This window comes from Pseudomonas sp. MF4836, assembly GCF_002018875.1.
Classification (GTDB): domain Bacteria; phylum Pseudomonadota; class Gammaproteobacteria; order Pseudomonadales; family Pseudomonadaceae; genus Aquipseudomonas.
In genome coordinates this window covers 21118-38469 of sequence record NZ_MVOL01000004.1, presented here as the reverse complement: position 1 = coordinate 38469, position 17352 = coordinate 21118, and the positions used below count along the sequence as shown (strand labels likewise).

General features: G+C 63.8%; 14 protein-coding genes. 3 read left to right on the top strand and 11 right to left on the bottom strand.

Annotated features, from left to right (window positions below; translation table 11 throughout):
* The first annotated feature begins 518 nt into the window (after nucleotides 1-518).
* Together gltP and MF4836_RS10290 are read left to right on the top strand one after the other, a co-directional pair.
* Nucleotides 519-1847, top strand: a complete 1329-nt coding sequence (gene gltP, locus MF4836_RS10295) for a glutamate/aspartate:proton symporter GltP (protein WP_078470257.1) — start codon at nucleotides 519-521, stop codon at nucleotides 1845-1847.
* Nucleotides 1848-1997: 150 nt separating this feature from the next.
* On the top strand, nucleotides 1998-3227 hold the full coding sequence (locus MF4836_RS10290; RefSeq protein ID WP_020297731.1) for a nucleoside recognition domain-containing protein: 1230 nt from the start codon (nucleotides 1998-2000) through the stop codon (nucleotides 3225-3227).
* 50 nt (nucleotides 3228-3277) lie between these two features.
* Here the strand turns inward: MF4836_RS10290 and MF4836_RS10285 are convergent, their stop codons facing one another.
* The 9 genes from MF4836_RS10285 to MF4836_RS10245 all read right to left on the bottom strand — a co-directional run bounded on the left by MF4836_RS10285 (nucleotide 3278) and on the right by MF4836_RS10245 (nucleotide 13452).
* Nucleotides 3278-3907 (bottom strand): ABC-type transport auxiliary lipoprotein family protein, encoded by a 630-nt coding sequence (locus tag MF4836_RS10285; RefSeq protein ID WP_078470256.1) that lies wholly within the window; start codon nucleotides 3905-3907, stop codon nucleotides 3278-3280.
* Complete coding sequence (locus tag MF4836_RS10280; protein ID WP_020297733.1) at nucleotides 3904-4842, bottom strand: MlaD family protein; 939 nt, start codon at nucleotides 4840-4842, stop codon at nucleotides 3904-3906. The genes MF4836_RS10285 and MF4836_RS10280 overlap by 4 nt, the downstream gene beginning before the upstream one ends.
* Nucleotide 4843: 1 nt before the next feature.
* Nucleotides 4844-5650 carry an ABC transporter ATP-binding protein gene (locus MF4836_RS10275; RefSeq protein WP_178102930.1) on the bottom strand — a complete coding sequence of 269 codons (807 nt, stop codon included), beginning with the start codon at nucleotides 5648-5650 and terminating at the stop codon, nucleotides 4844-4846.
* Nucleotides 5644-6792, bottom strand: a complete 1149-nt coding sequence (locus tag MF4836_RS10270; protein ID WP_078470255.1) for an ABC transporter permease — start codon at nucleotides 6790-6792, stop codon at nucleotides 5644-5646. The genes MF4836_RS10275 and MF4836_RS10270 overlap by 7 nt, the downstream gene beginning before the upstream one ends.
* A gap of 54 nt (nucleotides 6793-6846) precedes the next feature.
* Nucleotides 6847-7890, bottom strand: coding sequence for a DUF5924 family protein (locus MF4836_RS10265; RefSeq protein ID WP_078470254.1), 1044 nt, complete (start codon nucleotides 7888-7890; stop codon nucleotides 6847-6849).
* Between the two features lie 108 nt (nucleotides 7891-7998).
* Complete coding sequence (locus MF4836_RS10260; protein WP_078470253.1) at nucleotides 7999-9372, bottom strand: M16 family metallopeptidase; 1374 nt, start codon at nucleotides 9370-9372, stop codon at nucleotides 7999-8001.
* Between the two features lie 56 nt (nucleotides 9373-9428).
* Entirely contained in the window at nucleotides 9429-11087 is a 1659-nt protein-coding gene (locus MF4836_RS10255) for a Na/Pi cotransporter family protein (protein WP_078470252.1), read from the bottom strand.
* Between the two features lie 212 nt (nucleotides 11088-11299).
* Nucleotides 11300-12067 (bottom strand): TerC family protein, encoded by a 768-nt coding sequence (locus tag MF4836_RS10250; protein ID WP_078470251.1) that lies wholly within the window; start codon nucleotides 12065-12067, stop codon nucleotides 11300-11302.
* A 77-nt stretch (nucleotides 12068-12144) separates the two neighbouring features.
* Entirely contained in the window at nucleotides 12145-13452 is a 1308-nt protein-coding gene (locus MF4836_RS10245; protein WP_020297740.1) for a CitMHS family transporter, read from the bottom strand.
* A gap of 319 nt (nucleotides 13453-13771) precedes the next feature.
* Here MF4836_RS10245 and MF4836_RS10240 point away from each other — a divergent pair, with 319 nt between their 5' ends.
* Nucleotides 13772-14173, top strand: coding sequence for a GFA family protein (locus tag MF4836_RS10240; protein WP_078470250.1), 402 nt, complete (start codon nucleotides 13772-13774; stop codon nucleotides 14171-14173).
* Here MF4836_RS10240 and MF4836_RS10235 read toward each other — a convergent pair.
* Together MF4836_RS10235 and MF4836_RS10230 are read right to left on the bottom strand one after the other, a co-directional pair.
* On the bottom strand, nucleotides 14170-16536 hold the full coding sequence (locus tag MF4836_RS10235; RefSeq protein WP_161955741.1) for a tubulin-like doman-containing protein: 2367 nt from the start codon (nucleotides 16534-16536) through the stop codon (nucleotides 14170-14172). The genes MF4836_RS10240 and MF4836_RS10235 overlap by 4 nt on opposite strands.
* A 67-nt stretch (nucleotides 16537-16603) precedes the next feature.
* Entirely contained in the window at nucleotides 16604-17317 is a 714-nt protein-coding gene (locus MF4836_RS10230; protein ID WP_078470248.1) for a hypothetical protein, read from the bottom strand.
* Nucleotides 17318-17352: the final 35 nt, after the last annotated feature.

The window sequence follows — 17352 nt, the reverse complement described above, 5'->3', positions numbered from 1 at the left end:
CGTGCTTGAACGCGCCGCGTCGCGCGCTGAGGCCATGGGCTTCAATTCGACAGCATCGCCCTTGGGATAAAACATCCGTTGACGTCGATCAAACGTTTCACGGTGTTTCTCTGCGACCGTATATCCAGAAACTTCTCAAAAAATACGGATCAGTCTTAGGCTGTTTAATCAGCACATTCCAGAAGTTTCCAAGGCTCTTTCCTGACCTTCCCGACAGCCCTGCACACCGCCTGAAATGGCCGTTTCGCGGCATTATTGCCTGCCGAAATGGCGTATTCGAACCGGTTGGGACGTTCGTTTCGTTTGGAAAATCTCATGCCGATTCGGCATAGGGTAGGCGTTTACGGCATTAGACGCGCTTCCCTTGCATCGGAATAGTTGCGCCTTTTTTCGCCTGCCGAGAGCCCTGAATCCGCGCTCGGGGTGACCTTATACGGGGGCCGATGCACAGACTTTTCCGCCATTGAGCGTTCCAGTTCGCGCATCAGCCCGAGTCCAACGCAAGTAAGGGTAATGATATGAAGAAGGCAAAGCTTAGCCTCGCCTGGCAGATCCTCATCGGTCTGGTTCTGGGGATAGCAATTGGTGCGCTGCTCAACCACTTCAGTGCGGAAAAAGCCTGGTGGATCAGCAACGTCCTGCAACCTGCGGGCGATATCTTTATCCGTCTGATCAAAATGATCGTGATTCCTATCGTGATCTCTTCGCTGATCGTCGGTATCGCCGGTGTCGGCGATGCGAAAAAACTGGGGCGCATCGGCCTCAAGACCATCGTCTACTTCGAAATCGTCACCACCATCGCGATCCTCGTTGGCCTGGTCCTGGCGAACGTGTTCCACCCGGGCACCGGCATCGACATGAGCACCCTGGGCACGGTGGATATCTCCAAGTACCAGGCGACCGCCGCCGAAGTGCAGCATGAGCACGCGTTCATCGAGACCATCCTCAACCTGATCCCGTCGAACATCTTCGCGGCCATGGCTCGCGGCGAAATGCTGCCGATCATCTTCTTCTCGGTGCTGTTCGGCCTCGGTCTGTCGAGCCTGCAATCGGACCTGCGCGAACCCCTGGTGAAGATGTTCCAGGGCGTTTCGGAAAGCATGTTCAAAGTCACCCACATGATCATGAACTACGCCCCGATCGGCGTATTCGCCCTGATCGCGGTGACCGTCGCCAACTTCGGCTTCGCCTCCCTGCTGCCGCTGGCCAAGCTGGTGATCCTGGTTTACGTGGCCATCGTCTTCTTCGCCTTCGTGGTCCTGGGCCTGATCGCACGCCTGTTCGGCTTCTCGGTGATCAAGCTGATGCGCATCTTCAAGGATGAGCTGGTGCTCGCCTATTCCACCGCCAGTTCGGAAACCGTACTGCCGCGTGTGATCGAGAAGATGGAAGCCTACGGCGCGCCGAAAGCCATTTGCAGCTTCGTGGTGCCGACCGGCTACTCGTTCAACCTCGACGGTTCGACCCTGTACCAGAGCATCGCCGCGATCTTTATCGCCCAGCTGTATGGCATCGACCTGTCCATCAGCCAGCAACTGCTGCTGGTGCTGACGCTGATGGTCACCTCCAAAGGCATCGCCGGTGTACCGGGCGTGTCCTTCGTGGTGCTGCTGGCGACCCTGGGCAGTGTTGGCATCCCGCTGGAAGGCCTGGCCTTCATCGCCGGTGTCGACCGCATCATGGACATGGCGCGTACCGCCCTGAACGTGATCGGCAACGCCCTGGCCGTGCTGGTCATCTCCCGCTGGGAAGGCATGTACGACGACGCCAAGGGCCAGCGCTACTGGAATTCCCTGCCGCACTGGCGCAGCAAGGAACCGCTGCCAAGCGGCGAAACCAGCCGCTGATCTAACCGCTGTCGCAGGCGCGCCGGTCCTCACGTCCGGCGCGCTGCTTCAGCCCGGCCACTGCGTTGTTCGACAAACCCCGGTCAATCCGGGGTTTGTCGTTTCTGCCCGCCCCGCTATCATTCGCCGCATCTTCCGGGGGATTAACTGATGCTCAATGGCCTGTGGCTTGGCTTTTTCATCGTCGCGGCCGTTTCGGCACTGGCGCAGTGGCTGATCGGCGGCAACGCCGGGATCTTTGCGGCGATGGTGGAAAGCATCTTCGCCATGGCCAAGTTGTCGGTGGAAGTGATGGTGCTGCTGTTCGGCACCCTGACCCTGTGGCTGGGGTTCCTGCGCATCGCCGAAAAAGCCGGGATCGTCGACTGGCTGGCCAAGGTCCTGGGCCCGCTGTTCCGCCGCTTGATGCCGGAGGTGCCCGCCGGCCACCCGGCCATCGGCCTGATCACCCTCAACTTCGCCGCCAACGGCCTGGGCCTGGACAACGCGGCCACCCCCATCGGGCTCAAGGCCATGCGTGCGCTGCAGGAGCTCAACCCCAGCCAGACCGTGGCCAGTAACGCGCAGATCCTGTTTCTGGTGCTCAACGCCTCCTCCCTGACCCTGCTGCCGGTGACCATCTTCATGTACCGCGCCCAGCAAGGCGCCGCCGATCCGACCCTGGTGTTCCTGCCGATCCTCCTGGCCACCAGCGCGTCGACCCTGGTCGGGCTGCTCTCGGTGGCCGTGATGCAGCGCCTGCGCCTGTGGGACCCGGTGGTGCTGGCGTACCTGATTCCCGGCGCCTTGGTCCTGGGCGGCTTCATGGCACTGCTGGCGACCCTTTCGGCCACGGCCCTGGCCAGCCTGTCGTCGATCCTCGGCAACCTCACCCTGTTCGGCTTGATCATGCTGTTCCTGGTGATTGGCGCGCTGCGCAAGGTCAAGGTCTACGAGGCCTTCGTCGAGGGCGCCAAAGAAGGCTTCGACGTCGCCAAGAACCTGCTGCCGTACCTGGTGGCGATGCTGTGTGCGGTGGGTGTGCTGCGGGCTTCCGGGGCCCTGGACTTCGGCCTGGACGGCATTCGCTACCTGGTGGAATGGGCGGGTTGGGACACGCGTTTCGTCGACGCCCTGCCGACCGCCATGGTCAAGCCGTTCTCCGGCAGTGCGGCACGGGCGATGCTGATCGAAACCATGCAGACCCAGGGCGTGGACAGCTTCCCGGCCCTGGTGGCGGCGACTATCCAGGGCAGCACCGAGACCACCTTCTACGTGCTGGCGGTGTATTTCGGCGCGGTGGGTATCCAGCGTGCGCGGCACGCCGTGGGCTGTGCCCTGCTGGCAGAGTTTGCTGGGGTCGTGGCGGCCATCGGGGTGTGCTACTGGTTCTTTGGCTGAGTCCGGGCAAGGCGCTGCAAGGGTGAACGCCCCTGCAGCGTCATCAGACCCTAGGGTTTGTACAGGGCGCTGCCCTGGGCCACGGCCCAGTCCACCACCTGGCGGCTGAGGGTATCCCCGGCCTGGCCAAAGCCTGCCACCACCGCTGGGACTTTCGGGTCGTTCAACGGCTGGCGCACTTCAAAGCGTTTGCTGGCGAGGATCTTCTGGTCGTAACCGCGCACCAGCCGCGCATCCAGCCCAATCACCACCTCCACCGCGCTGCCCTGGTACTGGCTCTGGAACGCCTGCAATTCGCCGCCCAGTTCGAAGTCCGCCTGCAGGTTGCTGTCGTCGGTGCTCAGCAACGGCACCCGACCGTCGCGCTGAAAGCCGTCGAGCAGGCGGTTGCGCAGCAGGATCGGCGCCGGATCGCTCCAGCGCGAGTTCTTGTAGCTGCTGATCAGGTTGCCCTCGGGCAACACGGCGATGCGCGCATTGTTCAGTGCATCCCCCGCCACCGGCTTGGCCACCCGCAGCGACCAGTGCTGGACCTGCCCTGTGCCCTTCGCTGCGGTCTGGGCCACTGGCAGCCGATAGACATCAACCGGCTCGCCCTTGGGCAGGATCGAGCAGGCGCTGCTCAGGGCAAAACCGCCGATCAGGGCGAGGTGGCCAAAGGCTCGGCAAATAGGCGTCATGGCGTGAATTCCTTGTTCGTGTCGTTACCCAGGAGGTAGCCGCCGGGATTGGCTTCCAGGCGGCGGGTGATGGCCCGCAGCGAACTCAGGGTATCGCGCAGTTCCCGCACCGCCGGCGCCAGGCCGTTGAGGCCCTGGATGCCGTTGTTCAGCGAGTCTTTGTTGTTGCTCAGCAAGCTGTTGATGGTGGCGCTGCTTTGTTCCAGTGAGCGCATGGCCTGCTCGGCGCTGCCGAACATCTGCTTGCCCTGGTCGTTGAGCAGGCCGTTGGCGGTGCGCATCAGTGCGGTGGTCTGCTCCAGGGTGCCGCTGGCTTGCTTGCCGAGGTTGGCCACCTGCTGCATGGCCAGGCGCAGGTCGCCCCGTTGCTCGGCAATGGCGCTGGTGGTCTGTTCGAGATTGGCCAGGGTGTTGTTGATGTGTTCGACGTTCTCCCGGGAGAACATGCGGTTGGCGTTGTGCAGCAGCAGGTTGATGCTGGTCATCAGGTCATTGCTGTTGTTCAGCAGGCGGGCGATGGGAGATGGCGAGGCGACAATGATCGGCAGCTTGCCGTCCTTGCCCCGCAGCGGCTCGCTTTGCGGGGTGCCGCCACTGAGCTGGATGATCGAGGTGCCGGTGATCCCGGTCAGGGCCAGCTTGGCCTGGGTGTCTTCCTTGATTGGGGTTTCGCCGCTCAGGCGGATCCGCGCCAGGACCCGGCGCGGGTCTTTCGGGTCCAGGCGCAGGCTGACCACGTCGCCGACCTTGATCCCGCTGTATTGCACCGCGCTGCCTTTGGACAGGCCGCTGACCGCCTCGTTGAAGACGATCTCGTAGTCCTTGAACTCCTTGTCCACGCTGGACTTGGCCAGCCACAGGCCAAACAGCAGGGCGCCGACCACCACTAGCACGGTGAACAGGCCGATCAATACGTGATGGGCTCGGGTTTCCATGTCATACCTCGTTGAGCTGTGTAGCGGCCAGAAGCGCCGCGCGGCCGCGAGGGCCATGGAAGTATTCGTGTATCCACGCGTCGTCGGTCTCGGCGACCTTGTCGATGGCGTCCGCAACCAGCACCTTCTTCTGCGCCAGCACCGCCACCCGGTCGGTGATGGTGTACAGCGTGTCCAGGTCGTGGGTGACCAGGAACACACTCAGGCCCAGGGCATCGCGCAGGGTCAGGATCAGTTGGTCGAACGCCGCGGCGCCGATCGGGTCGAGGCCGGCGGTGGGTTCGTCGAGAAACAGGATGTCCGGGTCCAGGGCCAGTGCCCGGGCCAGTGCCGCGCGCTTGATCATGCCGCCCGACAGCGAGGCCGGGTATTTGTCGGCAGCCGACAGCGGCAGCCCGGCCAGGGCCAGCTTGACCGCCGCCAGGTGTTCGGCGTCGGCGCGGCTCAGGCCGGCGTGTTCGATCAGCGGCAAGGCGACGTTCTCGGTGACGGTCAGCGATGAAAACAGCGCGCCTTTCTGAAACAGCACGCCGAAGCGTCGCTCGACCATCGAGCGTTCATGCTCGGAGAGGCTGGGCAGGTTCTGCCCAAAGACCCGCACCGAACCTTCGCTGGGCTGGCGCAGGCCGATGATGCTACGCAGCAGCACCGACTTGCCGCTGCCCGAACCACCGACCACGGCGAGGATCTCGCCCTTGTACAGGTCCAGGTCGAGGTTCTCGTGCACGCTCTGCTTGCCGAAGCGGTTGCACAGCCCACGGACTTCAATCACCGCCTCGGCGGGGGCGCGAGGTAGACGACTCACCATCCCATCTCCATGAAAAACAGCGCGGCCACGGCGTCCAGCACAATCACCACGAAAATCGACTGCACCACGCTGGACGTGGTGTGGGCGCCCACCGATTCGGCACTGCCGCTGACCTTGAAGCCTTCCAGGCAGCCGATCGCAGCGATCAGGAAGGCGAAGATCGGCGCCTTGACCATGCCCACCAGGAAGTGTTGTACGCCGATATCGGTTTGCAGCAGGGACAGGAACATCGCCGGCGAAATCCCCAACGACAAAGCACAAACCACCCCGCCACCGATGATCCCCGAAAGCATCGCCAGGAACGTCAGCATCGGCAAGGCCACCAGCAGCGCCAGGACCCTGGGCACCACCAGCAGCTCCATGGGGTCGAGGCCGAGGGTGCGGATCGCGTCGATTTCCTCGTTGGCCTTCATCGAGCCGATCTGCGCGGTAAAGGCACTGGCCGTGCGCCCGGCCATCAGGATCGCGGTCAGCAGCACGCCGAATTCCCGCAGGAAGGAGAACGCCACCAGGTCCACGGTAAAGATGCTGGCGCCGAAACTGGCGAGCACCGTGGCCCCGAGGAACGCCACCACTGCGCCCACCAGAAAGGTCAGCAGGGCCACGATGGGCGCTGCGTCGAGGCCGGTCTGTTCGATATGGGCCACCATCGGCGTGATGCGCCAGCGCTTGGGGCGCAGCAGGCCACGGGTGATGGTTTCCAGAATCAGCCCGACAAAGCCCAGCAGTTGCAGGGTGTCCTGCCAGATCGCATCCACCGCCCGGCCGATGCGCGACAGCAGTTGGATGCCGACCGAGACTTCCGGCTCCTTGACCGGGATGCAGAAGTCGCTCAGGGAGCAGTAGACGGTGCGCAGCAGCGCGCGGTCGGCGGTCGACAGGGTGCAATCCTGGTGCTCGGCGCTATGTCCCAGGCGCTCGGCCCCCAGCAGCTCCACTAGCAGCGAAGCGCCGGCGGTGTCCAGGGCGCCCAGGGCGTTGAGGTCGACAGGGGTGTTGGCGTCGTACTGGCTGGCCAGCTGCTGGGTGAGGTGCTTGAGTGCGGTGTAGTGGGCAAGCGTCCAGTCCCCGCTGATGCGCAGCTGGGGCGGGGTCTGGGAAGTATCGAGTTGGGCACTGCCGGCCGTTGCGCTGCTGGTCATAAGCTCCGTGCTTGTCTGGCTATTACGCAGTGCTACGTAATAGCACGATCCCGGTTATTTTGCCTCGCCCTGAGCCGGGGCGGCTTGATCTGTGCCGGTGACATTGAAGCGCAGCACACCGATCACCTGGCCGTCCTCGGTCAGGACCCTGACCTGCCAGCGGCCCACCGGGTCGCCGGGGAAATTCTGCTTGTGGCTCCAGGCGCGGTAACCCTCCTTGCGCCCGCCATGGATATCCAGGGCAATGCGGTCGAGCTCTTTGCCGTTGAATTGCCAGACGTGATAAATCCGCTCGTCGAGCCCGCGCGGGGCGTTGATCGCGGTGTAGGCGTACAGGCCGTTGCTGCGCACCTGGGCGACGCTGATGTCTTCCAGGCTGTCGCCGGGCGTGCGGTCCTGCAACTGGGTGCTGATGGCCTCTTCGGTGATCCACAGGGTCGCCGGCGGCACCCAGGAACGCAGCAGCCAGCCGGTGCCGCCAATCGCCAGGGTGATGCTCAACACCGCCAGGCCGCTGCGCAGGCTGCGGATCGGGAAGATCGAGGCCAGGCTCGGAAACGACAGCAGCATGGCGATACCCAGCGCCAGCTTGAAGCTCTGCGAGGTGGTCAGGTGCAGGATGATCGGCAGCGCCGTGAGCAGCACCGCGAACAGGGTCAGGGTGTGCAGCGCCAGGAACAGCCAGCGCCGCGGTGCCAGCCACTTGTAGTACAGCGGGTCGGTGATCGAGACCAGCGCCGCGGCCCCCAGCAGCCCGGTAAAGGCCAGTTGGCCGCTGTTCCAGGCGGTGGTGATAAAGAAGAACGGCAGGACGAAGAACAGGCTTTCCTGGTGGATCATCTGCGTCGCGTAGCGCAACAGCGGCTGGGGAATTTCGCGCTTGAAGACCCGGGTGAAGAGTTGGGTCAGGGTGTTTTCCAGCATCAGCCAGACCCAGCTCACCAGCATGATCACCGCGATCCAGGTGGCCAGGCCTTGCTGGCGGTCCACCAGGATGAAACTGCCGACCCCGGAAATGAACCCGCCGAGGGCGATCACCCCTGGGTAGCGCTTCATCAGTTCGAGGATGCGCTGTATATGGTGAGTCCAGTTAGGCATTGGGCGGGTTCACAGTCATGGCGGGGAAAATCGGCGACAGGATAGCGTCGCCGCGCAGGTGTGGCGAGGCGCCCGGGCAATTAAACCGCGTGCGCCTGCGACCCCGCTTCATCGTCGCCGCAGGCGCCAGCCCAGGGCGATCAAGAGCACCAGCGCCAGCAGCCCGCCCAGCAGCCACACCACCTGCTCGTCACTGAGCAGCGGTTTTTCGATGCGCAGGTAGCCCGGCTCCGCCAGCAATTGGCGCATGGCCTGGTTGGTCTGCTCCAGGCTCACGGCCCTCAGGCGCTTGGCCGGGTCGTTGAAACGGCCATCGGCGTAATCGCCCAGGGCGCTCCAGTAGTAGTCGGCCAGGGCACTGTTGCCCTGCACGGCCCAGGCCTGGCGGGCAATGGCGGCCTGCTTGAGGCGCTCGAAAGTGGCGGCATCCAGTCCGTCCTTGAGCAACTGCGCCTTGAGCTCGCGAATCACTTGCTGCGCCTGCTCCAGGTCATCGCGCGCCAGGTCGGCGTTGAGGCTGAGGAAGCCCTGACCGCCGAACACCTCGCGGTCGCTCCAGGGGCCGTATGACAATTCGTGGTCGAGCCGCAGCCGGCTGTAGAGCGCCCAGTCCAGGTACTCCTTGAGCAGGTCGAAGGTGGCGTCGTGCTCGTCGTCCAGCACCGGCTCGGCAAACAGCCAGTGCAAGGTTGCGCCGTTGCCGACCCAGCCCTTGATCAGGCTGCGCTCGGCCGCTGCCGGCTGCTGGATATCCGGCAGCGCCAAGTGTTCGCTGGGCTCCACCGGTTCGAGCTGGCCGTAGGTGCGCTCCAGGTAGGCCGGGAGCAGGCGGTCGAGGTCGCCGACGATGATCAGGGTCATGTTGTTCGGGGCATACCAGTGCTTGCGCACCTGATCCAGCTGCTCGGCCGTGAGGTGTTCGACTTCGGCGCGCTCGGCGCATTTCAGGCCCAGTTCCACCGCCAGTTGATTGCCGGCCTTGTGGCCCAGGTCCTGACGATCGAGCCAGCGCTGCAGGTGCGAGTAATGGCCGCCGTCCTCGCGCTCCACCACCTGTTTCGCGGCGGTGATGGCGTTGTCGTCGATCTGGGTGCGGGTCAGCAGGGCCAGCAGCAGGTCGAGGACCTTGCGCTGGTTTTTGGCCGGGGCCTCGATGACGAAGGTGGTGTCGGCGTTGCTGGTGAAGGCATTCCACTCGCCGCCCAGGGCCTGCATGCGTTCTTCCAGGCCGCCTTCGCCGCTGCCATCGATACCGCTGAACAGCAGGTGTTCCAGCAGGTGCGGCAGCTCCTTGTCGGCACAGTCGAAGTCATCCAGGCCGACCCCGACCACCAGGCGGATGGCCACATGGCCGCGCTCGGTCCCGGGCTTGAGCAACAGCTGCAGGCCGTTGGGCAGCATGTAGCCCTCGACCTGAAAGCGGTCCAGGGCCGACACATGAGCGCAACTCAACAACAGACAGGCGAACAACAGACAACGCATAGCGAGCTTCCTTACGGCGTGCGTAAGTTCTACAGACTTCAGTCAACCATGGACGTTCAGGGTGAATGGGTGATGTCAGCGAGATCTTCCGCCGCCAGGGCACCGGTTTCGGAGGTTTCCAGGACCACATAGGCGCTGCTGCAGAACAGCGAGTTCAAGCGCTTCATGTCGGCGATCAGCTCTAGGTGCAGCGAACTGGTCTCGATGCTCTGGACGATTTTACGTTGCAGGCGGCTGACGTGGGCGTGCGCCAGGCGTCGTTCCTGTGCGCGGAAGCGACGCTTCTCGCGCAGCAGCTGGCGCGCGCTTTCCGGATCGGCACTGAGAAAGACCGACAGCCCCAGGCGCAGGTTGGCGATCAATTGGGCGTGCAGCCCGGCCAGCTCTTCCAGGCCGACTTCGGAGAACTGGCGGCGTTGCGAGGTTTTCTGCTGTTGCACCTTGCGCAGCATGCGTTCGATCAGGTCGCCGGCAAGCTTGAGGTTGATTGCCAGCTCGATGATCTCGGCCCAGCGCCGGCTGTCCTGGTCGCTGAGGTCTTCCCGGGGCATTTGCGCCAGGTAGAGTTTGATTGCGCTGTAGAGCGCTTCCACATCGTCGCTCAGGCTGCGCATTTCCTGGGTGACGGCGGTCTGTTTGCCGCGCAGCACGTCGAGCATGGCTTCGAGCATGTTGTCGATCAGGTCGCCCAGGCGCAGGGTTTCCCGCGCCGCGTTGGCCAGGGCCAGGCTCGGGGTGACCAGGGCCGTGGGGTCCAGGTGTCGCGGTTTGGCCCGGCCGCTGTCTTGCGGGCGCTCGGGCAACAGCCAGGCGCAGAGCTTGGCCATAGGCCCGACCGTGGGCAGGAGCAGCAGGCAGCGCAAGGTGTTGTAGAGCAGGTGGAAGCCGATCACCACCTCTTGCGGGCTGAAATCCAGGCTGTCCATCCAGTGCGCCAGGGGGTCGAGCACCGGGATGATCAACAGCAGGCCGAACAATTTGTACAACAGGCTGCCCAGGGCCACCTGGCGCCCGGCGGCGTTCTGCATGCTGGTACTGAGGAAGGCCAACACGCCGCTGCCGATGTTGGCGCCAATCACCAGGCCGATGGCCACCGGCAGGCTGATCACGCCGGCACCGGCCAGGGTCGCGGTCAGCAGTACGGCCGCCAGGCTGGAATAGGACACCATGGCGAACACCGCGCCCATCAGGGCGTCGAGCAGGATGTCGCCGGTCAGGGAGGCGAACAGGACCTTCACGCCCTGGGCATGGGTGATCGGCGCGGCGGCTTCGACAATCAGCTGCAACGCCAGAATGATCAGACCCAGGCCGATACCGACCCGACCCAACTGGCCGGCACGGGTCTGTTTGCGCGAGAGGAAGAAGATGACCCCGAGGAAGATCAGCAGCGGCGACAGCCAAGACAAATCAAAGGTCAGCACCCGTGCCATCAGCGCGGTGCCGACGTCGGCCCCGAGCATGGTCGCCAGGGCTGGGGTCAGCGCCATCAGGCCCTGGCCGACGAATGAGGTGACCAGCATCGCCGTGGCGTTGCTGCTCTGGACCATGGCGGTGACCAGGATCCCGGCGACAAAGGCCAGCGGGCGGCTGGCCATGTTCTGGCCGATGACGTGACGCAGGTTCGAGCCATAGACCCGCAGGATCCCGGTACGCACGATATGCGTGCCCCAGATCAACAGGGTCACGGCGGACAGCAGATTGAGCAGGGTCAGCATAAAGGGTCCCCTGGGGTGAATCGCCCCAAAGGGGCAAGTTGACGGTGCCGCGCGACGATCTACGTTCTGTACTTAAGCTGTAGTTGGCTAACGGTCTGGGCGCCAGCATCGCATAGCTAAAGTGCGCATTGAAATAAAACTGTCATGAAAACAGCTTTCTGCAGACGTGAAAAAGGGGCCCGTGAGCCCCTTTCTTTCAGTCCGCGCTCGGGTTATTGACCCGGAATATCCTTGCGCAGTTTCACTGGATCGCTCTGTTTTTTCTTTTTCGCGATGGCGGTGCGCATCTTGATGTTGACCGCTTCCACCGCCAGGGAGAACGCCATGGCGAAGTAGACGTAGCCTTTTGGCACGTGCACTTCGAAGGCTTCGGCGATCAGCACGGTACCCACCACCAGCAGGAACGACAGCGCCAGCATCTTCAGCGACGGGTGCTTGTCGATGAAGTCGCTGATGGTGCCTGCTGCGAGCATCATCACCAGCACCGCGACCACGATCGCCGCGACCATCACTGGCACATGGGACACCATGCCGACGGCGGTGATCACCGAGTCCAGGGAGAACACGATGTCGATGATCGCGATCTGGATGATGGTGTAGAGGAAGTTGCCGCCCTTGCCGGTGGGTTCGTCCGCCGTCTCGTCCTCGCCTTCCAGGGCGTGGTACATCTCCTGGGAGCTTTTCCAGAGCAGGAACAGGCCGCCGAAGAACAGGATCAGGTCACGCCCGGAAATACCCTGGCCGAAGACCACGAACAGGTCGGCGGTCAGGCGCATGACCCAGGTGATCGACAACAGCAACAGGATGCGCGTGACCATGGCCAGCGCCAGGCCGAACAGCCGGGTCCGGGCCTGCATATGCTTGGGCATGCGGCTGACCAGGATCGAAATCATGATGATGTTATCGATGCCCAGGACGATTTCCAGGGCGGTCAGGGTAAAGAAGGCAACCCAGATTTCCGGGTTGGTCAGCCATTCCATGTGTATTCCTTTGAGCGAGTGTTAGATCGCCCGGGGCGGTTGATCAGCCAACCGGCCCGGGCGAAGAGTCATTGCAGTTATAGAGTGCTGAACAGTGGAAAGATCCCCATCAGCAAGGCTGCGAACATTATGCACAGGCAGACCAGCACTGCCCACTTGAGGGTGAAGCGCTGGTGATCGCCGAACTCGATCCCGGCCAGGGCTACCAGCAAGTAGGTCGAGGGTACCAGCGGGCTCAGCAAATGCACGGGTTGGCCGACGATCGAGGCACGGGCCATCTCCACCGCGGTGATGCCGTAGTGGCTGGCCGCCTCGGCCAGTACCGGCAACACGCCGTAGTAGAAGGCATCGTTGGACATGAAGAAGGTGAACGGCATGCTCACCAGCGCGGTAATCACCGCCAGGTACGGCCCCAGTGCGTCGGGGATGACCGCCAGCAGGCTCTTGGACATGGCGTCGACCATGCCGGTGCCGGACAGGATCCCGGTGAAGATACCGGCGGCGAAGATCAGCCCGACCACCGCCAGTACGCTGCCGGCGTGGGCGGCGACGCGGTCCTTCTGCTGTTGCAGGCACGGGTAGTTGACGATCATCGCGATACTGAAGGCCACCATGAACAGCACCGGCAGCGGCAGCAAGCCGGCGATCAAGGTGCACATCAGGGCCAGGGTCAGCGCGCCGTTGAACCAGATCAGCTTCGGACGGCGGGCATCAGGGAATTGCGAGACGCTGATTTCGCTGTGGTCGATCTCGTCGCCCACCAGGTGCAGTTCACCCAGACGCGCCCGCTCACGCTTGCCGTACATATAGGCAATCGCCAGGATCGCCACCACGCCCGCCAGCATGGCCGGGATCATGGGTACGAAAATGTCCGAAGGGTCCACGTGCAGCGCACTGGCGGCGCGTGCAGTGGGGCCGCCCCAGGGGGTCATGTTCATCACCCCGCCGGCGAGGATGATCAGGCCGGCCATGATCCGCGGGCTCATGCCGATGCGGCTGTACAGCGGCAGCATGGCGGCCACGCAGATCATGTAGGTGGTGGCGCCGTCACCGTCCAGGGACACCACCAGGGCCAGCACCGCCGTGCCGACCGAGACCTTCAGCGGGTCACCCTTGACCAGCTTGAGGATCTTGCGCACCGCCGGGTCGAACAGGCCCGAGTCGATCATCAGGGCGAAATACAGGATGGCGAACATCAGCATCACGCCGGTGGGCGCCAGCTTGGTGATGCCTTCGAGCATCATCGGGCCGATCTTCGGCGCAAAGCCGCCGAACAGGGCGAAGAGGATGGGCACGATGATCAGGGCAATCAGCGCGGACAGGCGCTTGGTCATGATCAGGAACATGAAGGTGATGACCATGGCAAAGCCAAGGAAAGTCAGCATGGGAATACTCCAGGCGTAGCGCGGCTAGGGAATGGCGAACCGGGTGGGGTCAGCGCAGAACGGGAAGCGCGAGGCGTACGGGTGGAGTAGGTGCAGCGAGGCGGGTAGGAGCAAACATCAGAATCACCATTGTTGTTGTTAATTGGGCCGGGAAGCGTCGCAACGCTCACTGTGGCCAACCGGTCTATTGCCGGAAGTGGAGGCGATCCTAATCGGGGAAGCTTTCAGCTACCTTTCGCCGGTGAAAGGAATGAGTGGATGTTCAAGCAACCGATGAGCGGCATACAGTGACCGCCATCACAGCAAGGGAGAAAGGCACATGGGCGAACTGCACACCGGGGGCTGTCATTGTGGTCGGCTGCGTTATCAATTCAGTGGCCCGCTACGGGATATCGCCCATTGCCACTGCTCGATCTGCCGCCGGGTCAGCGGCGGCCTGGTGACCACCTGGATCACCCTGCCCGCCCCGGCCTTCCAATGGACCCAAGGCACGCCCGTGCGCTACGGCTCCTCCCCCAGCTGCACTCGCCTGTTCTGTGGCAACTGCGGTGCGCAGCTGGCGCTGGAGACCCAGCTGAGCCCGGGCAGCATCGACGTGACCATCGCCACCCTCGACCACCCGGAACAGGCCCCGGCCGACCGGCATATCTGGACCGACAGCCGCCTGCCCTGGCTGCACCTGGATGAGCAACTGCCGCAAGAGCCGCAAGAACAGCTCTAGCCCGGCATCGGCGGCTCGCTGGGGGGCGCCGCAGGCGGTGTGAACAGGCCCGCCAGCTCCGCCTGGGTCTCGGCGACAAACCACTGGCTCAAGCCCGGACGCCACAGCAAGCTCTGGCGCGTGATCTGCCCGGTGCTGACGTAGTGTTGCAGCTCAAGAAAGCTGTAAGGGCCGTATTCGACGCCGCCAACGTTGAGGTGATAGCGCGCCTGACTGTCCCTGGCATGCTGCGCCGCGGCCTGTGCTGCATGAATGCCTGGGTTGAACAAAGCCTCCAGCCAGCCAGGGTCGAAGCACTCCGGGCGCAGCTGGAGTTTCTCGCTGTGGTGCGGGACGACTTCAGAGACATAGACATCGCCTTTGGAGCCGCTGATCGAACGGGTGAACGCCGGCAAGTGATTTCGCGCCTGCTCGATCAGGGCTTCGGCGTGTTCAGGCGCCTGCTCGTGCAGGAGCCTGAAGGATTCGCTGCGGAGGATGGCGCTGAGCTCCCTGGGCAATGAGCACGCCGGCTCGGCTATCCCTTTTTCATCGACCACTCTCAGGCTTTTGTAAGCGTCGTGCCTTAAGTGCTCGAACAGCGCGCACAGCGCGGCAAGCAGTGCCGGGCGCGGCTGGCTCAAACGCGCCTGCACCCGCGTCGAGAGCAGCTGCCGATGAGGGGCCCGCAGCCCGTATTGGCGAATGGCCGGCTCGGTGCCGATGCCAAAGGCCTCGCCTTCGTCGATGAGTTCGTAGGCCTGCCCCGGGTTGCGGGTCAATTCGCCCAGGGCAATGGCTTGCAGATACAGGCGCAGGTCGTGCGCCAAGGCCAGGTAGTGCGCCTGGTCGAAGATCAGCGGATGGCAGTTGGCGTGCTTGTTCACGTGCAAGGGACGCTGCTGTGCCTGCTTGCGGTAGTTGGCCAGGTAGACGGGCAGGTCGCGCAAGGCATTCAGGGCAAAGCCGCTCGAGCGCATGGAGGCGACCAACCGCCCAGGGACCTGACAATCGATGAATTGCAGGTCATTCGGGCGCAGGCCTGGCAGTGCGGGCAGGCATTGACTCAGCAACTCACCGTACAGGCGCCTGAACTCGGCAGGTTGCGGCACGCTGAGCAGACACAGGTAACCGTCGGGGTTGGTTCCGCGGCCGGGTTCAAGCTCCAGGTTGGCCCAGGGCATGGCCTGTTCCAGCCACAGGCTCAATACCCGGCGGAGGTCTTGCGCAGTCAGGCCGGCCAACAGGGCGAGCAGTGGGTCTTCGCCCTCCTGTGGCGCCATCAACCCGCTGAGCAGCGGCTGGGTGTGGCCGCTCAGGTGCAGGTCGGCCAGGCCGTCGGGCCGGAACGTCGCGTACAGCTCGGCATGCCCCTGGCTGGAATAGCTCATGGGGTTCCGCAGGGCGGGGGTATTTTCGAATTCTTCCGGCAGTTCCACTCTATGACTACGGATGGTGTACTGGCGATGGATGCTGCTCATGATCCATTTTTTTTCGCTCAGCGGCGGATTGGCCAGATCGTTGAACAGCATGTCGCCGAGCATCAACGGCAGGTCTTCAGGCTCCTCACAGCGACGTTGCGCGAGGTTGCAGGTGTCGAACACATAGAGGTCGTCGAACGGCCCCACCGGGTTGTCGTCCTGCGCGGTCGTATAACCACGCCCGCGAGTTTCCAGCTCCATCAGTGCGGCGTAGCTGTGGGCCTGTGCCCGCTCCGGTTCGATGTGCATCGCCCCGCCGGCCAATACCAGATGCAAGGCGACACGCCCGGGGATGTTCTGTTCGGCAAGTGTTTGCCGGACCAGATCGCCGATCTGCAGAAACGACCCCGAACCGTAGCTGCCCGCCGCCGAAGCGGTTATCACGATATTGACGCAGTCCCGGCTTACCTTGAGGCCAAGGCGCTGGGCCTCGGCGTCTTGCGTGGGGTCGCAGGTGTGCAGGTGGTGCAGGGCCTGACGCACCCTGGCGCGGATCTGGTCGGCCTGGGTCAGGCAGTACAGGCGGGAAAAACCGCGAAGCCGATGGTATTTCATCGGCTCGATTCCCCAGTGCTTCATGGTCTGCGAGGTCAGGGGCGACCATTTGGCGACGTCGGGCGAGTCCAGCTCGGCCTCGGGGTCGAACGGGCCACTGATGATTTCATCGACCCGAAAACAGGCTTCGGGCTGTGCGGGCTCCAGGCCCCGCTCCCAGACCTGGAAGTCACTCGGGTGGAACCGAATAAAGCGCGCCAGGGGGAAGTCGGCGAGGCGCTCGATGCGTTGCCCCTCGCGCCAGGAGGTGGCCAGCAGGCGCTTGCGCAGGTGCAGGCCGACCCGGCGGCCGGTGTTGCCCAGCGCGATAAAAAGCGTGGGGCGAACCTCATACCCGGATTCGGTCATGGGTGTGTCTCCAGCGATCCATGCGGTTTGCCCAGGGGCGCCCGACGGGCGCCCCCCATCAGGCATTTCAGTCGAGGTAGGCGATCTGATAGGTGTCGGCGTCGATCATCACCAGTTGCACGTTGTTGCTGCGGGTGTTGACCGGCTTGCCGTTGAGCAGCACCGAGGTGTCGACGCGGTACACGCCTTGCGGCACCTGGTTGTCCAGGGTGATGGTGAAGGTGTTTTCGTAACCGCCGCTGCCGGGCTTCTCGTTGGCGACCTTGGTGCCTTCCTTGAACGCGGTGGTGGCGCCCGGCTCATACAGGCGCACTTCTTCCTTGATCTCGTTGACGGCCTGGCGGCTGCCATCGATGGCCACGATGTTGGACACCACTTTGATCGGCTGGCCGCGCTTGATGGTGCTGCCGGGCTGGATGCTGGTCTGGTAGCTGACCACTTGCGGCTCGGCAGGAGCCTTCTTGCCGCCTTTGCGGTACTGCGCCTCGACTTCCTGGGGCGACTGGGTCTGCACCGACTTGGCGTTGATCACGAAGCACACGGCGATACCTGCGGCCGTGCCGGCTACGACGCCGACCCCGCGATCCTTCTTGCCGCTGACCGCTGCCCCTGCTGCCGCCCCTGCCGCGATGGCCAGGCCGCACTTGAGCCAGTCGCCGCCGCTCCAGCCGGTCGGGTTCATGCTCTTGGAGTCGATGTTGGCGCAGCTCTGCAGGCCGAAGATCGATACGAGGCCCAGGGCAAGCAAACGCTTATTGGGGGAACGCGGGTGCTGGGTCATGGATGACTTCCAAGTGTTCGAAGGGAGGCCGGCGT

Coding starts and splice junctions, on each gene's coding strand:
- gltP (WP_078470257.1), top strand. CDS start 519: ATGAAGAAGGCAAAGCTTAGCCTCGCCTGGCAGATCCTCATCGGTCTG.
- MF4836_RS10290 (WP_020297731.1), top strand. CDS start 1,998: ATGCTCAATGGCCTGTGGCTTGGCTTTTTCATCGTCGCGGCCGTTTCG.
- MF4836_RS10285 (WP_078470256.1), bottom strand. CDS start 3,907: ATGACGCCTATTTGCCGAGCCTTTGGCCACCTCGCCCTGATCGGCGGT.
- MF4836_RS10280 (WP_020297733.1), bottom strand. CDS start 4,842: ATGGAAACCCGAGCCCATCACGTATTGATCGGCCTGTTCACCGTGCTA.
- MF4836_RS10275 (WP_178102930.1), bottom strand. CDS start 5,650: ATGGTGAGTCGTCTACCTCGCGCCCCCGCCGAGGCGGTGATTGAAGTC.
- MF4836_RS10270 (WP_078470255.1), bottom strand. CDS start 6,792: ATGACCAGCAGCGCAACGGCCGGCAGTGCCCAACTCGATACTTCCCAG.
- MF4836_RS10265 (WP_078470254.1), bottom strand. CDS start 7,890: ATGCCTAACTGGACTCACCATATACAGCGCATCCTCGAACTGATGAAG.
- MF4836_RS10260 (WP_078470253.1), bottom strand. CDS start 9,372: ATGCGTTGTCTGTTGTTCGCCTGTCTGTTGTTGAGTTGCGCTCATGTG.
- MF4836_RS10255 (WP_078470252.1), bottom strand. CDS start 11,087: ATGCTGACCCTGCTCAATCTGCTGTCCGCCGTGACCCTGTTGATCTGG.
- MF4836_RS10250 (WP_078470251.1), bottom strand. CDS start 12,067: ATGGAATGGCTGACCAACCCGGAAATCTGGGTTGCCTTCTTTACCCTG.
- MF4836_RS10245 (WP_020297740.1), bottom strand. CDS start 13,452: ATGCTGACTTTCCTTGGCTTTGCCATGGTCATCACCTTCATGTTCCTG.
- MF4836_RS10240 (WP_078470250.1), top strand. CDS start 13,772: ATGGGCGAACTGCACACCGGGGGCTGTCATTGTGGTCGGCTGCGTTAT.
- MF4836_RS10235 (WP_161955741.1), bottom strand. CDS start 16,536: ATGACCGAATCCGGGTATGAGGTTCGCCCCACGCTTTTTATCGCGCTG.
- MF4836_RS10230 (WP_078470248.1), bottom strand. CDS start 17,317: ATGACCCAGCACCCGCGTTCCCCCAATAAGCGTTTGCTTGCCCTGGGC.